The 14,691-nt window shown below is 69.5% G+C and carries 14 protein-coding genes; 9 read left to right on the forward strand and 5 right to left on the reverse strand.

The window, feature by feature from the left end; all coding sequences use genetic code 11:
• Positions 1 to 48 precede the first annotated feature (48 nt).
• From IEY87_RS08350 to IEY87_RS08370, 5 genes are read left to right on the forward strand one after another with little or no spacing between them, the layout of a single operon-like run.
• Positions 49 to 1,044, forward strand: coding sequence for an ABC transporter permease (locus tag IEY87_RS08350; RefSeq protein WP_189137891.1), 996 nt, complete (start codon positions 49 to 51; stop codon positions 1,042 to 1,044).
• Positions 1,041 to 1,925, forward strand: coding sequence for an ABC transporter permease (locus IEY87_RS08355; RefSeq protein WP_189137892.1), 885 nt, complete (start codon positions 1,041 to 1,043; stop codon positions 1,923 to 1,925). Before IEY87_RS08350 ends, IEY87_RS08355 begins: the two co-directional genes overlap by 4 nt.
• Positions 1,922 to 2,863: an ABC transporter ATP-binding protein gene (locus tag IEY87_RS08360; protein ID WP_189137893.1), complete on the forward strand. Its 942-nt coding sequence runs from the start codon at positions 1,922 to 1,924 to the stop codon at positions 2,861 to 2,863. The genes IEY87_RS08355 and IEY87_RS08360 overlap by 4 nt, the downstream gene beginning before the upstream one ends.
• Positions 2,863 to 3,738, forward strand: a complete 876-nt coding sequence (locus IEY87_RS08365) for an ATP-binding cassette domain-containing protein (protein WP_189137894.1) — start codon at positions 2,863 to 2,865, stop codon at positions 3,736 to 3,738. The genes IEY87_RS08360 and IEY87_RS08365 overlap by 1 nt, the downstream gene beginning before the upstream one ends.
• 10 nt (positions 3,739 to 3,748) lie before the next feature.
• The gene (locus tag IEY87_RS08370; RefSeq protein ID WP_189137895.1) at positions 3,749 to 6,163 is read left to right on the forward strand and encodes a glycosyl hydrolase 2 galactose-binding domain-containing protein; all 2,415 of its coding nucleotides are present in this window, start codon (positions 3,749 to 3,751) and stop codon (positions 6,161 to 6,163) included.
• 29 nt (positions 6,164 to 6,192) lie between these two features.
• Here the strand turns inward: IEY87_RS08370 and IEY87_RS08375 are convergent, their stop codons facing one another.
• Positions 6,193 to 6,885 (reverse strand): GNAT family N-acetyltransferase, encoded by a 693-nt coding sequence (locus IEY87_RS08375; RefSeq protein WP_189137896.1) that lies wholly within the window; start codon positions 6,883 to 6,885, stop codon positions 6,193 to 6,195.
• Between the two features lie 97 nt (positions 6,886 to 6,982).
• Here IEY87_RS08375 and IEY87_RS08380 point away from each other — a divergent pair, with 97 nt between their 5' ends.
• Together IEY87_RS08380 and IEY87_RS08385 are read left to right on the forward strand one after the other, a co-directional pair.
• Positions 6,983 to 7,717: a TetR/AcrR family transcriptional regulator gene (locus IEY87_RS08380; RefSeq protein WP_189137897.1), complete on the forward strand. Its 735-nt coding sequence runs from the start codon at positions 6,983 to 6,985 to the stop codon at positions 7,715 to 7,717.
• 245 nt (positions 7,718 to 7,962) lie between these two features.
• The gene (locus IEY87_RS08385) at positions 7,963 to 8,907 is read left to right on the forward strand and encodes a C45 family autoproteolytic acyltransferase/hydrolase (protein WP_189137898.1); all 945 of its coding nucleotides are present in this window, start codon (positions 7,963 to 7,965) and stop codon (positions 8,905 to 8,907) included.
• A 20-nt stretch (positions 8,908 to 8,927) separates the two neighbouring features.
• Here IEY87_RS08385 and IEY87_RS08390 read toward each other — a convergent pair whose 3' ends face one another.
• From IEY87_RS08390 to IEY87_RS08400, 3 genes are all read right to left on the reverse strand, one after another.
• Entirely contained in the window at positions 8,928 to 9,104 is a 177-nt protein-coding gene (locus tag IEY87_RS08390) for a DNA-processing protein DprA (RefSeq protein ID WP_189137899.1), read from the reverse strand.
• Positions 9,105 to 9,146: 42 nt separating this feature from the next.
• Positions 9,147 to 9,629 (reverse strand): DUF5946 family protein, encoded by a 483-nt coding sequence (locus IEY87_RS08395; RefSeq protein WP_189137900.1) that lies wholly within the window; start codon positions 9,627 to 9,629, stop codon positions 9,147 to 9,149.
• 479 nt (positions 9,630 to 10,108) lie between these two features.
• Positions 10,109 to 11,044, reverse strand: a complete 936-nt coding sequence (locus IEY87_RS08400) for an AraC family transcriptional regulator (protein WP_225277698.1) — start codon at positions 11,042 to 11,044, stop codon at positions 10,109 to 10,111.
• A gap of 113 nt (positions 11,045 to 11,157) precedes the next feature.
• Between IEY87_RS08400 and IEY87_RS08405 the strand changes: the two genes are divergently transcribed.
• Positions 11,158 to 11,910 (forward strand): SDR family NAD(P)-dependent oxidoreductase, encoded by a 753-nt coding sequence (locus tag IEY87_RS08405; RefSeq protein WP_189137901.1) that lies wholly within the window; start codon positions 11,158 to 11,160, stop codon positions 11,908 to 11,910.
• 17 nt (positions 11,911 to 11,927) lie between these two features.
• Here IEY87_RS08405 and IEY87_RS08410 read toward each other — a convergent pair whose 3' ends face one another.
• Complete coding sequence (locus tag IEY87_RS08410; protein ID WP_189137902.1) at positions 11,928 to 13,346, reverse strand: pyridoxal phosphate-dependent decarboxylase family protein; 1,419 nt, start codon at positions 13,344 to 13,346, stop codon at positions 11,928 to 11,930.
• Between the two features lie 121 nt (positions 13,347 to 13,467).
• Here IEY87_RS08410 and IEY87_RS08415 point away from each other — a divergent pair, with 121 nt between their 5' ends.
• Positions 13,468 to 14,499 (forward strand): LacI family DNA-binding transcriptional regulator, encoded by a 1,032-nt coding sequence (locus IEY87_RS08415; protein WP_225277699.1) that lies wholly within the window; start codon positions 13,468 to 13,470, stop codon positions 14,497 to 14,499.
• Positions 14,500 to 14,691 lie beyond the last annotated feature (192 nt).

Below are 14,691 nucleotides of genomic sequence, written 5' to 3' on the forward strand. Positions count from 1 at the left end.
TCCTCCGCCCGCTCACCCGGGCGGAGGGGGCCCTTGGGGAGACCTCACGTGCGTCGATACTTCGGCAGGAAACTGCTCATCTACGGGCTGACCTTCGTGGTCGCCGTCACGGTCAACTGGATGATCCCGCGCTTCATGCCCGGCGACCCGGTCGCGAGCATGCTGGCCAGGGCCCGCGTGTCGCAGCCCGCGGCGGTCGAGGCCATGCGGACCTACTACACCAACCTGTTCGGCTTCGACCAGCCCATCTGGCAGCAGTACCTGAACTTCTGGGGCGCCCTGTTCCAGGGGGACTTCGGCATCAGCATCTGGGTGTTCCCGACGCCGGTGGCCGACGTCATCCTGGCCGCGGTGCCGTACACGCTGGCGTTGATGATCCCGTCGGTGCTGCTCAGCTACTGGGTCGGCAACCGGTTCGGCGCGTTCGCGGCGCGGCGCAAGCTGCTCGACAACACGGTCCTGCCGGTGGGCTACATCCTGACGGCGACGCCGTACATGTGGCTGGCGGTGATCCTGGCCTGGGGGCTGGGCGTGGTGGCCGGGTGGTTCCCGGTGGCCGGGGGCTACAGCTTCTCGCTGCAGCCGAGCTGGAGCTGGGAGTTCTTCCTCGACCTGCTGCACCACTGGATACTGCCGTTCCTGTCGCTGTTCCTGGTGGCGCTCGGCGGGTGGGCGATCGGCATGCGCAACATGATCATCTATGAGCTGGAGTCGGACTACTCCAACTACCTGTCGGCGCTCGGCGCGCCGTCGCGGCTGATCCGCCGCTACGCCTACCGCAACGCGATCCTGCCCCAGATCACCGGCCTGGCGCTGCAGCTCGGCGTGCTGGTGGCCGGGGCGCTGGTCACCGAGATCGTCTTCTCCTATCCGGGGCTCGGCAGCCTGATCCTCAAGGCCATCCAGAACCAGGACTTCTTCCTGCTGCAGGGCACGTTCATGTTCATCGTGATCGGGGTGCTGGTGGCGAACTTCCTCATCGACATCGTCTACGTGCTGATCGATCCCCGGACGCGGACCGGAATGGCGGGTGCCCAGGCATGACCACGACGACGACCCTGCCCACCGAGGAGCGGGTGGTGCGCCGGGAGGCGCTGTACTTCGCGGTGCGCAACACCAAGCTCATGATCGGCTTCGGGATCGTGCTGTTCCTGCTGCTCGTGGGCATCTTCGGGCCGATCCTCGCGAACGTCGAGGATCCCAACGAGTACGTCGCGGCGGCCATGCTGCCGCCCTCGTCGGAGCACTGGTTCGGCACCACCACGTTCGGCCAGGACGTCTTCACCCAGTTCGTGTACGGCCTGCGCACCACGTTCGTGGCCGGGGCGCTGGGCGGCGGCATCGCGGCCGTCATCGCGATGGTGATCGGCTTCGTCGCCGGTTACCGGGGCGGCTGGGTGGACGAGATCCTCAACATGCTCACCAACGTCGTGCTGGTCATCCCGACGCTGGCCGTGCTGCTCATCATCAACGCCTACCTGGGCATCCGCAGCGTCGGCGTACAGGCGCTGTTCATCGGGCTGACCTCCTGGCCGTGGGCGGCGCGCTCGATCAGGGCGCAGACGTTCTCGCTGCGCAACCGCGAGTTCGTGGACCTGGCCAGGCTCAGCGGCATGACCACCCGCAAGATCATCACGCGGGAGATCGCGCCGAACATGAGCTCCTACCTGTTCATGACCTTCATCCTGCTGTTCGGCGGTTCGATCCTGATCGCCTCCTCGCTCGACTTCATCGGGCTCGGGCCCACCGAAGGCGTCTCACTCGGCCTGATGCTGCAGAACTCCACCCAGTGGAGCGCGCTCCAGCTCGGCCTGTGGTGGTGGTTCGTCCCGCCGGGCGCCGGCATCACCGCCGTCGTCGGCGCCCTGTACGTCGCCAACGTCGGTCTCGACGAGGTCTTCAACCCGAAGCTGAGGGAGACATGAGTCTGCGGGTCAATGATCTGAGGGTGCATTACCGCACCCTCAAGGGCGAGGTGAAGGCCCTGGACGGAGTCTCCTTCACCATGGCGGACGGGGAGATCCTCGGCCTCGCGGGCGAGTCCGGCTGCGGCAAGACCACCCTGGGCAAGAGTCTCATCCGGATGGACGGCCGGATGCGGCACGCCGGCGGGACGGTCGAGCTGGACGGCCGCAACCTGCCCGTGGGCGACGACCGGGCGATGAACGCGTTCCGCTTCCACGAGGTCTCGCTCATCCCGCAGTACTCGATGAGCGCCATGAACCCGACCCGCCGGATCGGCAAGATGATCGGCGAGCTGCTCAGGTCGCGCGGCGTCACGCTCGACACCGCGGAGCTGCACCACCGCATCGACCTGGTCGGACTGCCGCGCGAGGTGCTGAGCCGCTACCCGATCGAGCTGTCCGGCGGCATGAAGCAGCGCATGGTCATGGTCATCTCCACGCTGCTCGACCCGTCGCTGCTCATCGCCGACGAGATCACCTCCGCACTGGACGTGTCCACGCAGAAGGCGGTCGTCAAGGCCATGCTCGGCTTCCGCGACAACGGCTTCGTCAAGAGCATGATCTTCATCACCCACGACCTGGCGCTCACCTCGAACCTCGCCGACACGGTCATGATCATGTACGCGGGCAAACTGGCCGAGAAGGCCCCTGCGGACAAGGTCGTCAAAGCGCCGCGGCATCCGTACACGCAACTTCTGATCAACTCGCTGCCGGAGATCGGCGTCCGGTACGACCAGCGCAAGCTGGCCGGCATCCCCGGCAGCCCGCCGTCCCTGCTGAACCCGCCGAAGGGCTGCCGCTTCCGGGACCGATGCCCGATCGCGGGCGGGGAGTGCGCCGAGGAGCCGCCCGTGGCCGAGATCGAGCCTGACCACTTCGTCGCGTGCTGGAAGGCCTGATGCTGAAAGTCGACAACGTCACGAAGGTCTACAAGGTCGGGACCTTCGGCGGCCGGACCATGACGGCCGTGGACACGGTGAGCTTCGACGTGCGGCCCGGCGAGGTCGTCTCCCTCATCGGGGAGAGCGGCAGCGGGAAGAGCACGATCGGCAAGATGATCCTCGGCCTGACCCCGGTCACCAGCGGCTCGATCACCGTGGACGGCGTGCCGATCCAGCCGGGCAAGGACTACTACCGGACGGTCCAGGGCGTCTTCCAGGACCCGTTCAGCTGCTACAACCCGGTCTTCAAGGCCGACCGCGTCTTCGCGCTGATCAAGGAGAGCTACTACCCGTCGGTGCCGGACGCCGAGTGGACCGAGCGGGTCCGCTCGGCCATCCAGGACGTACGGCTCAACCCGGACGAGGTGCTCGGCAAGTTCCCGCACCAGCTCAGCGGCGGGCAGTTGCAGCGGCTGCTCATCGCCAGGGCGCTGCTGCTGGACCTCAAGCTGCTGATCGCCGACGAGATCACCAGCATGCTCGACGCCTCCACCCGTATCGACGTGCTCAACCTGCTGGCCGAGCTTAAGGCGCGCGGCCTCGGCGTGCTGTACGTCACCCACGACCTGTCGCTCGGCCACTACCTGGCCGAGCGCACCGTCGTGCTGCGGCGTGGCACGATCGTCGAGATGGGCCTGACCTCGAAGGTCTTCGACGACCCCCTGCACCCCTACACCAGGCAGTTGTTGTCGGCCGTCCCCCGGCTGCACGCCCCGTGGGACGACATCGAGCCGCCGGCCACCTGCCTGTACCACGAGCGCGGGGGCGTCGGCGGGCTGCTGGAGGCCGATCCGGGACACTACGTGGCCTGTGCTCAGCTCAGTGACTGCTAAGGAGACCTACTTGAGCTCGTACCGACCGTTGCACGACGGCTGGATCCTGTCGGCCGTTCTATCGGCCGTTTCGTCGTCTGCCTCGTCGGTCGTCTCGCGGGACATCGAGACGCCAGCCACCGTGCCGGGTTGTGTGCACACCGACCTGCTGGCGGCGGGCCTCATCGACGACCCCTACCTGGACGACAACGAGAACCGGCTGGCCTGGATCGGCCGTACCGGCTGGTCCTACACCACCTCCTTCACCTGGTCCGGCGACGAGCACGAGCGCACTGACCTGGTGTGCGAGGGGCTGGACACGGTCGCCACGGTCACCCTGAACGGCGTGACCGTCGGGCGGACCGCCAACCAGCACCGTTCCTACCGGTTCCCGGTGCGGCACCTGCTGCGCGAGGGCGCCAACACGCTCACCGTGACCTTCGACTCCGCCGTCGATTACGCCGAGGAGCAGCGCGCGGTGCTGGGCGAGCGGCCCGGCGCGTACGCGGCGCCGTACCCCTTCATTCGCAAGATGGCCTGCAACTTCGGCTGGGACTGGGGGCCCGCGCTGGTCACCGCCGGCATCTGGCGGCCCATCGGCCTGGAGAGCTGGAGCGGCGCCCGGCTGGCCGAGGTGCGCCCGCTCGTCCGGGTCGGCGACGGCGTGGGCACCGTCGACGTGCACGTCAAGGTCGAGCGCGCCACCGAGGCGCCGCTCACGCTGAGCGCCGAGGTGGCGGGCGTCACCGCCGAAGTACGGCTCGCCACCGGGCAGCGCGAGGCCGTCGTGTCGCTCTCCGTCCCGGACCCGGCGCTGTGGTGGCCTCGCGGGTACGGCGAGCAGCACCGCTACGAGCTGGCCGTGCGCCTCGGGGACTCGGCGTGGACCAGGAAGATCGGCTTCCGGTCGGTCGAGGTGGAGCGCGAGGCGTTCAAGCTGGTCGTCAACGGCGTGCCGGTGTTCGTGCGCGGCGTCAACTGGATCCCCGACGACTGCTTCCCCACCAGGGTCACCCGGGAGCGGCTGGCCGAGCGGTTCGCCCAGGCCACCGGCGCGGGCGTCAACCTGCTGCGCGTCTGGGGCGGCGGCCTGTACGAGAGCGAGGACTTCTACGACCTGGCCGGTGAGCTCGGCCTGATGGTCTGGCAGGACTTCCCGTTCGCGTGCGCGAGCTACCCGGAGGAGGAGCCGATCCGCTCCGAAGTGGTGGCCGAGGCCCGGGAGAACGTGGTCCGGCTCGCCCCGCACCCGAGCCTGATGCTGTGGTGCGGCAACAACGAGAACCTCGAAGGCCACGCCGACTGGCAGTGGCAGGAGCGGCTCGACGGCCGGAGCTGGGGCGGCGGCTACTACTTCGACCTGCTGCCGTCGATCGTGGCCGAGCTCGACCCGACCCGCCCGTACATCCCCGGCAGCCCGTTCTCGGCCACGCCGGGGCAGCCGCCGCAGGACCCGGCCAGCGGCACGATCCACATCTGGGACGTGTGGAACCGCGAGGACTACGGCCACTACGCCGCCTACACGCCGCGCTTCGTCGCCGAGTTCGGCTTCCAGGGGCCGCCCGCGTACTCCACGCTGCGCCGCGCCGTCAGCGGCGAGCTGGCCGCCGACGCGCCGCTGGTGCTGCACCACCAGAAGGCCGACGACGGCAACACCAAGCTGCTGCGCGGCCTCGGCGAGCACCTGCCGCAGCCGGGCACGTTCGACGACTGGCACTACCTGACCCAGCTCAACCAGGCCAGGGCGATGGCCTTCGGCGTGCAGCGGTTCCGCTCGCTCGCGCCTTTCTGCATGGGGACCATCGTCTGGCAGCTCAACGACTGCTGGCCGGTCACCTCGTGGGCCGCCGTCGACGGCGACGGCAGACGCAAACCCCTCTGGTACGCGCTCCGGCACTCCTACGCCGACCGGCTGCTGACCGTACAGGACGAGGAGGTGGCCGTGGTCAACGACAGCGACGAGCCGTGGCTGGGCGAGCTGGTCCTGACCCGGCAGAGCCTCACCGGCCGGCCGCTGGCCAAGGAGTCCGTCCCGGTCGAGGCGGCCCCCAGGTCGGTGGCCAGGGTAGCGCTGCCCGCCACCGTCGGCGACCCCGACGACCCGGCCGCCGAGCTGCTGACCGTTCAGTTCGGGGATGAGCGCGTGGTGTCGTTCTTCGCCGAGGACACCGCCGTGGCCTTCGCCCCCGCCGACTACGACGCCCGCACCGAGCCCGCCGACGACGGCTACCGCGTCACCGTGACGGCCCGCACGCTCGTGCGCGAGCTGGCCCTGTTCCCGGACCGCCTGGACCCGGCGGCCTCGGTGGACGCCATGCTGGTGACCCTGCTGCCAGGCGAGGAAACCACCTTCCACATCACCACGGACCAGCCCCTCGACCCGCAGGCGCTCACCACCTACCCGGTGCTGCGCTGCGTCAACGAGGTACGCGAACACGCATCGTGACCGAGCGCCGGTGGCGGTGCGGCCCGGGATTATTGACGCTTGGCGGACGTCCCCGCTCCGGTCGCGGCCTCCTCAGCAGCGCGGTCGGCGCTCCAGATCATCGTCCGCTGGTGGACCCGCCGGCCGTTGTGCCGGAGGCCGGGCACCAGTGGTGCCGGGCCGTGCTCGACGAAGCCCATGCGCTCGAAGAACCGCACCGCCCGGGGGTTCTCGACCAGGGTCTGCAGGTGGCAGCCGGGAGATCCGGCCTTCCTGAGCCGGTCAAGCCACCGGCTCATCAGCCCGTCGGCGGCGCCGGTCCCTCGCGCCTCGGGTGCCACGTTGATGTGCAGGTGCGCGGGCCACCTGGCGTCGGCGAACTCGCCGACGCCGGGCTCCCTGCGGACCGCGGCCCACGCCAGATCGGCCAGGCTGCGCGCGAAGAAGGCCGCGGGCCTGGGTCGGAAGACCAGCCGGTAGGTCCGCATCGCCTTCTCCATGCGCTCGCCCTCCCCGGGGAACCTCGCACTATCGAGGCATCCCGTCAGGTAGCCCACCAGGGCGCCCCCGGCGACGGCGACGAAGAGCGAGTCCGGCTCCAGCTCCATGTAGGGGTCCAGGTAGACGGCCGCCTCCGAGTCCACGTGCCCCCACAGCGACGCCGTGGGAGCGCCCTCGCCCACGCGCTCGAACAGCTCGCGCAGCTCGGCGCGGTCGCTCGGTGCGAACGTACGGATCTCCATGACGCCTCCCTCATTCTGTACAGTCTACTCTGTACGACATACACGATAGCTAGACTATATGACGTACACAGATTCCGACCGCACGAGAGGACGTTCGATGGCAGAGCTGCCACCCGTCGTGGCGCGGATGTGGGACCGCGAACCCACCACGCGCAGAGGCCCGAGGCCGCGCTTGGACCTGGCCACGATCACGATGGCCGCCATCGAGATCGCCGACACCGAGGGGCTGGCCGCCGTCTCCATGAGCAACGTCGCCGCCCAGGTGGGCGTCGCTCCGATGGCGCTTTACCGGTACGTCGGCAGCAAGGACGAACTGCTGACCGTTATGGCGGAGAGCGCCGTGCCCCCACCGCCCGAACGCGGGAACCTGTCCTGGCGCGCCTATCTCGCCACGTGGACCCGGCTCAACCGCGACCTCCTGCTGTCCCGCCCCTGGCTGCTGGACCTGCGCCAGAGCACCCCGCCCATGGGCCCGCGGCGACTGCTCTGGCTTGACCGCGCCCTGGACGCGCTGTCCGGTACTGGGCTGGACGACGGCGAGAAGTTCAACGCCGCCACGGCGCTGACCGGCTACGCCCTCACCAACGCCACACTCACGCACTCGCTCGGCGCAGGTGGCGAGAAGTTCGCGGCCGGGGCCAAGGGAGCCACCGAGTACGGCGAGATACTCGCCGAGGTCCTGGACCCCGCGACGTACCCGGCGCTGTCGGCCATGATGAACTCCGGCCTGCTCAGGGACTCCACCGGCTGGATGGAGGACGCCGACTTCCGGTTCGGCCTCGACCTCCTGCTGGACGGCATAGAGGCGCTGATCGCCCGCTCAGCCCGGTAGCCGGCCCCGGCCGCTGGGTGAGGAGGAACGCGATTATCACCTGGCGGCGGGACCCTTGACAACAACCGAACGGCCAACGGCATTCGCTCCGAGGCCACGTTCGAGAACGGCTTTCTGGTCGAGCGCGACGAGACCGTCGTAGCCTGATCACACGTCATGTCGCCGATGGCGGTCGCCTGGTGAATACTTGCCCAATTAGCTAGGTTGTCCTCGCCTTGTCCGATTCTCACGGGGGAGTGGCAGCCGTGCGGCAGCAGCACAAGGCCTTCCAGGCGATCGAAGTCGGCGACGGCGGCGACGGGCGGTGGGCCGCCTACGCCCGGGCCCTGTGGCAGGAGATGGAGGGCCTGCTGACCGACGAGGGCCGGACTCCGGAGGGCGCGGATCGTGTTCGGGCGCTGTTCCGTGCGCACATGTCGGAACTGGTCCCGGTTCTGGACCGCCTGGCCGGCCAACTCGACCGGCCCGGGGCGGAAGTCTTCCTCACCCACGCGGCACTGCGGCCGTTCTCCCAGGCCTGCACCCAGATCGGCCAGAACGGCACTCTGCTGCGCAACTATGACCTACGGCCCGATCAGTGCGAGGGGACCATCGTCTCCTCCTGCTTCCTGCGCCCCGTGATCGGGATGCAGGACATGCTGTGGGGCTTGCTGGACGGGATGAACGACGCCGGTCTCGCGGTCTCGCTCACCTGGGGCGGACGTTCCGTCTACGGACGCGGCTTCGCCATTCTCATCCTCGTGCGCTACCTGCTGGAGACGTGCGACACCGTCGATGAGGCGGTCGGCAGGCTGCGGTCCCTGCCGGTCGCCGTCCCCCAGAACCTCACCCTTGTCGATCCCAAGAAGGCGATGACGGTGTTCGTGGGACCGGATATGCCGCCGACAGTGGCACCGGACGCCTGCGCCGCCAATCACCAGCACCTGCCGGTGACCGACGAGCAGGAGCGGGCCATGCGGACGCAGGAGCGGCTGCGAGCCATCCGCGCCGCGGGCGTGGACGTGGCGGCGATGCTCAAGCCGCCGCTGTATCGATCCGTCGACGAGCAGGGGACGGTAACGCTCTACACCGCCCACTACCGACCCGCCGAGGGCCTGGTGACGTACTACTGGCCCGGTGAGTCCTGGCAACAGTCCTTCGGCGACTTCACCCCCGGATCCCGCACCGTGACCTTGGGTCGGGCCGGCTGAGAAGCTTTCCGGACTCCTGCTCACCCCTGCGCGAAGATCTTGCAGGAACGTGATTTCACCCGCTGCCGACAGGCCCTCTCGCCCGCCTCGACGATGATCGTCGCCAGACTGTAGCCCGACATCGTGCCGTTGCGTATCGGGAACGTCGTCTTGTCCGGACCTCTGTTCGGCCAGAACTGGGAGAGCACGGCATCCATGACCGAGCCGTTGACATCGGCCGGGCTTGGGCAAGGGCGATCTCAGGCCCGGACGGATTCCCAGGACTCCAGGGTCGCTTCCACCAGGGCGTCGATGCGGCGCCCGTACGCCGCATGTCCGTCGAAGACGAAGCTGTCGTCATCGAACGGCAACCCGCTGAACGTGGCACGGAAAGACCCCGGGGACGTGCCTGCCGGAAGCGGCGCGTAAGGCGCCAGCGGCGCCTGGTCGTAGCTCGACCGTGCGCGGTGACTGTTCCGGGCCACCTGATGGCGCTGCACGCGGATCATCGCGTCCATGCCCTTGTCCAGGTAGAACTGCAGCCAGCGGAACTGGCCGTCGAGGTGCTTGTCGTGAGCTTCGGCAGGGTGCTGCAGGAGATAGGCGCAGACCACAGGGGCGTGCCACCTGTACATCTGCGGGTCGGTCTGCTCCTCGGTCAGGATGCGGTGGTAGTAGTCCGCGCACAGTCCGAGGGGGCCGGCCGTCGCACCGCAGTCGCACTGCTCCACGCTTTCTGTCATGGTCCGCAACATAGGCAGCGGGTAACCGCGTTGTCGACGGCATTTCGCGCTATCGAAGTGCCCCTAGCGGGCTCATCGGCCGTATGGCGATCTCTATCGAAAAATCGTGAGGCGCCCTTGTCCGGGGGATCAACGCCAGCCGTGACAGCGGGGTTCGGTACAGCAATCGAGTGAGGAGGTCGTTGTTCTCCGCCCCGAAGCTGGTGCGGACGTTGCCGGGATCGCCCAGAGCAGCGCGAACTCCGCGGCGTCGCCGAGCAGATCGTGTGCCGCCGAGACCAGCGCCGCCCTGCTGATCGGCGGCGAGAGACAGCAAGGGCCATAGGAGAAGAACAGCCCTGCCGGCTCCGGCTGTGGCTGCCATTCCTGCCAGGTGGGGACGGCCGCGACGGCGACCGCCGCCGCCCAGGTGACATGGGATAACCCGGGCTTCTCTCTCGCAGGCTGACCCTAGCGGTAGTCGATCAGCTTCCGTTCGCCTACCGTGCCTGGTTCCGGAACTGTGCGGGCGATGAGCCGACCACGCGGCGGAACGCGGTGCTGAACGCGCTCTCGGAAAGGTAGCCCGTGGCCCGTGCGAGCTCGGAGATCGACAGCGTGTCGCGGGCGAGGGCGTCGCGCGCGAGGCTCATGCGCCATTGGATCAGGTACTCCAACGGCGGAACCCCGACGTGGCTCTTGAAGGCCTGGGCGAACGCGGAACGCGACATGTGGCTGATCTCCGCGAGCTCCTTGAGGCTCCAGGAGTGGGCCATGTCCGCGTGCACGGCACGCAGGGCGGCACCGATGCCGTCCTCGTTCAGGGCGCCCAGCCAGCCGGTGGGCCGGTCTGTCTGACCGGCGTGAGCACGCAGCATGTGCACGAGCAGGATCTGTGCGAGGTGGTTCTGCACCAGCGGGCCGCCGGCGGCGGCGACCCCGAGCCCGACCTCGGTGGCCAGCAGATCGATCAGCTGCGCGAGCCGCCTGCCATGAGGATCGGCCACGCGGACGATCACGAGCGGCGGCAGAAGATCGGTCAGGAGGGCCGCGTTCCTGTCGTCGAACGCGATGTGCCCGACGCAGAGGTAGAGGTCCTCCTCGGCCTCCGGGCCGATCCGCACGAACCCGTCTTCGGCACCCGCCCACACCGGCTCCGCAGGGCGCGGGCTCGCGTCGAGCGTGCTGGCCAGCACGTAAGGCGGCGGGTTGCCCAGCATGAAGGTGTCACCCTCCCGCAGGAGCACCGGCTCGTGGCCTTCGAGGACCAACCAGCACGTGCCGCGCACGAGGCCCCCGACCCGCACGTGCAAGAACGTGTCGAAGCGCAAAGCCCACTCTCCCGTGGCCCGGAGATTGGGCCCGATCACCGTGCGGGGCCTGAGCAGGCTGATCGCGTCAGCCACTGGATCCCGAAATCCCAGCACCGACGACACCTCCTGGACGATACGTAAAGAATTCCGGACTCTGCATCATGGATAGTATCCCCGATGTCCCGCAGTATCGATGTCGAACGGATCGGCATCGAGAGAGTGATGGAGACACCCACATGGGACAGCTGGAAGGCAAGACGGCGGTGGTGACCGGGGGCAGCACCGGTATCGGTCTGGCCACCGCCGTACGGCTGGCGGACGAGGGCGCGTACGTGTTCGTCACCGGCCGACGCGAGTCCGAACTGGAGGCCGCCGCCAAGACCATCGGAGCAGACCGGGCCACCGCGGTCGTCGGCGACATCTCGAAGCCGGAGGATCTGGACCGGCTCTACGAGGCGGTCCGGGTGCGAGGCAAGGGTTTGGACGTGCTCGTGGCGAACGCGGCGGTCGGTGCGTTCGTGACGCTGGAACAGACCACCGAGGAGCACTTCGACCAGACCTTCGCGGTCAACGTCCGAGGCACGCTGTTCACCGTGCAGAAGGCGTTGCCGTTGCTCAACGACGAAGCCTCGATCGTCCTGGTCGGTTCGACGGCCGGCGACCGTGGAGTAGAGGCGTTCGGCGCGTACGCGGCGTCGAAGGCGGCCGTCCGGTCCTTCGCGCGGACGTGGTCCAACGAGCTCAAGGACCGTGGCATCCGGGTCAACGTGGTCTCGCCGGCCTGGATCGAGACTCCCGGGGGCACCGCCGCTTTCGGCGACGAGGAGACCGCCCGGGCCGTCAAGGAGAATGTCGCCGCGACCGTGGCCAAGGGCCGCATGGGTCAGCCTGAGGAGGCCGCGGCAGTCGTAGCCTTCCTGGCCTCGGAACAGAGCAGCTATGTCGTCGGCTCGAACATCTACGTCGACGGTGGCACGAACCAGATCTGAGCAGGCACCGCATGGCACTACCCGTAGATCACCGACAGGAAGCGCACCAGGATCGCCTCCCTGAGTTCCGCCGGAAGCGCGTCCAGCACGGCGTTGACCACGGCCATCCGGGGCTGCCCCGCCCCCGGCCGCAGGTCCACCCCCACCGAGGCGGCCAGTTCGGCGAAGGTCGCGTCGTCCAGCGCGTCGAGGTCCAGGCCGGTGATCAGCTCCACCAGCCCGTCGGGCACGGCCGGGGGACCCAGCCGCCGGGCCGCCTCAGCCGACTCGGCGATCACCGACAGCATCGCCTCCACCCCGGCCAGCGTCACCCCGGTCACGGTGATGTGCAGGTTGGCGGGGATGCCCGCGTACGAGAGCTGCGGCTGCAGGAACCAGCCGCGCGCCCGCGCCTCGTCGGCCAGCGTGAACACGTCCACGTCGTCCCCGGCGAAGGCGATCAGCGTGGACTCCGGCTCGCCCAGCACGCGCAGGCCGTCGATCGCCGCGATGCCCTTGCGCAGCCGGGTCGCCGCCTCCAGCGTGGCCCGGCCCAGCTCCAGGTAGCCCTGCCGGCCGAGGGACTGCAGGGTGGCCCAGGCGCCGCCCAGCGAACCCGCCGACCTGGAGCTCTGCACGGTGGCATTGATGATCGTGTAACCGGGCCAGGCCGCCGAGGCGAAGTAGGCCCTGCGCCGCGTCCCCGGATCGGCGAACAGCACCACCGAGGCCCCCTTCGGCGCGTACCCGAACTTGTGCAGGTCGCAGGAGAGCGAGGTGACACCCGGCACCGACAGGTCGAACGGCGGCACGTCCGCGCCCGCCTCCCGCAGCCACGGCAGCAGCCAGCCGCCCACGCACGCGTCCACATGGCAGCGCACGCCCGCCGCGGCGGCCATCGCGGCGACCTCCTCGACCGGGTCGATCGCGCCCTGCGGGTAGGACGGCGCGGACACGACGACCAGCACCGTGTCAGCGTCGATCACCTCCGCCACGGCCCGCGCGGACACCTGGTACGTCGCCAGGTCCACCGGCACCTGCCTGACCTCGACGCCCAGGTAGTGGGCCGCCTTGTGGAAGGCGGGGTGCGCGGTGACGGGCAGCACCAGGTTGGGCCGGTCGAGGCCCGCCTCGTCGCGGGCCGCCTTCACCGCCAGCATGATCGACTCGGTGCCGCCGCTGGTGAAGATGCCGTGGCCGCCGCCGAGCAGGTCCGCGACCGCGCCGACGACCTGCTTCTCCATCTCCACCACGCTCGGGAAGGCGGTCGGGTCGAGGCTGTTGACCTCCAGCATCTCGAAGTAGGCGCGGGCCGCCGCCTCGTGCACCTCGGGCCGCCCGGTGTCGTACACGTAGGACGTCACCTGGCCGCCGCGCACGGGCAGGTCGTGCTCCTTGAGCCTGGCCAGCTCGGCCAGCAGGTCCTCCGCCGTTCTCCCGGTCTCGGGCAGGTTCACGTGCTCTCCTTCGGCCGCCCGCGTGCTCCCGAGAACGTAGACCGATCGAAGCCGCTCGGGTGCTCCCGAGAACGTAGACCGACCGAAGCCGCCCGGTCAATCGGGCTGTTAGCGTTATCGCATGACCATGAGGTCGGATGAGGGCGCCCCGCGCACCAAGCCCGCGGTGCTCGGCGATGTCGCCGCGCTCGCCGGGGTCTCGGCGATGACGGTCTCCCGGGTGCTCAACGCGCCCGACCGGGTGCGGGCCGAGACGCGCGACCGCGTCCTCGCCGCCGTCCGCGAGCTGGACTACTGGCCCAACCTGGCCGCCCGCCAGCTCGTCACGGGCCGCTCCGGCGTCCTCGGCGTGGTCAGCATCGACACCACCCTGTACGGTCCCGCCTCCACCCTCTACTGCATCGAGCAGGCGGCCAGGCTCAGCGGCTACAGCGTGAGCATCGCCAGCCTCGGCATGCTCAGCCGCCGGTCCATCCAGGAGGCCGTGCGCCGGCTACGCGCCCAGTCGGTCGACGGGGTGATCATCCTCGCGCCGCACGAGTCGGCGGCCGACGGGCTGCGCCACCTGCCGCTCGATCTGCCCGTGGTCGCGGTGGACGCGGGGGAGGACATCCCGGTTCCGGTGGTGACCGTGGACCAGCGGGCCGGGGCCGCCCGCGCGACCCGGCACCTGCTCAGTCTCGGCCACCGGACGGTGTGGCATCTGGGCGGGCCGGTCGACTGGCTGGACGCCAACTACCGGATCGACGGCTGGCGCGGCGTCCTGGAGGCGGAGGGCAGGCCGGTGCCCGAGCCACTGCGCGGCGACTGGAGCCCGCGCTCCGGCTACGAGCTGGGCAGGCGGCTGGCGGCCGACCCGTCGGTGACGGCGGTGTTCGTGGGCAACGACCAGATGGCGCTCGGCATGCTGCGGGCGCTGCGCGAGGCCGGCCGGCGGGTGCCGGAGGACGTGAGCGTGGTCGGCTTCGACGACGTGCCGGAGGCGGGTTACTTCTGGCCGCCGCTGACCACGGTACGGCAGGAGTTCGGCGAGGTCGGCAGGCACGCCTTCCGCCTGCTGCTGGACCGGATGGCGGGCCACACCGAGCCGGCCCGCCGCCTGGTCGAACCCCAGCTGGTCGTACGAGAGAGCACCGGCCCCGCTCCCGCCTGATCCTCGACGGGGCAAGGTCGTGACACGCTCTCGCGCAACGATCCACGGCAGCCCAAAAGATGATCCTCATTACGGTGCGAGGCAGCGTTTCCGCTGGTAGAAGCAGCTCACCAGATAGACGATCCCTACAGGAGATCACGGCCGGCGGGCCGGATACGCCGCCCGCCCGGCGCGGTTCAACCCCTTCTGGGG

The organism is Nonomuraea glycinis (assembly GCF_014646515.1).
GTDB lineage: Bacteria > Actinomycetota > Actinomycetes > Streptosporangiales > Streptosporangiaceae > Nonomuraea > Nonomuraea glycinis.

Coding starts and splice junctions, on each gene's coding strand:
- IEY87_RS08405 (WP_189137901.1), top strand. CDS start 11,158: ATGGGACAGCTGGAAGGCAAGACGGCGGTGGTGACCGGGGGCAGCACC.
- IEY87_RS08365 (WP_189137894.1), top strand. CDS start 2,863: ATGCTGAAAGTCGACAACGTCACGAAGGTCTACAAGGTCGGGACCTTC.
- IEY87_RS08360 (WP_189137893.1), top strand. CDS start 1,922: ATGAGTCTGCGGGTCAATGATCTGAGGGTGCATTACCGCACCCTCAAG.
- IEY87_RS08415 (WP_225277699.1), top strand. CDS start 13,468: ATGACCATGAGGTCGGATGAGGGCGCCCCGCGCACCAAGCCCGCGGTG.
- IEY87_RS08380 (WP_189137897.1), top strand. CDS start 6,983: ATGGCAGAGCTGCCACCCGTCGTGGCGCGGATGTGGGACCGCGAACCC.
- IEY87_RS08390 (WP_189137899.1), bottom strand. CDS start 9,104: ATGGATGCCGTGCTCTCCCAGTTCTGGCCGAACAGAGGTCCGGACAAG.
- IEY87_RS08395 (WP_189137900.1), bottom strand. CDS start 9,629: ATGACAGAAAGCGTGGAGCAGTGCGACTGCGGTGCGACGGCCGGCCCC.
- IEY87_RS08355 (WP_189137892.1), top strand. CDS start 1,041: ATGACCACGACGACGACCCTGCCCACCGAGGAGCGGGTGGTGCGCCGG.
- IEY87_RS08375 (WP_189137896.1), bottom strand. CDS start 6,885: ATGGAGATCCGTACGTTCGCACCGAGCGACCGCGCCGAGCTGCGCGAG.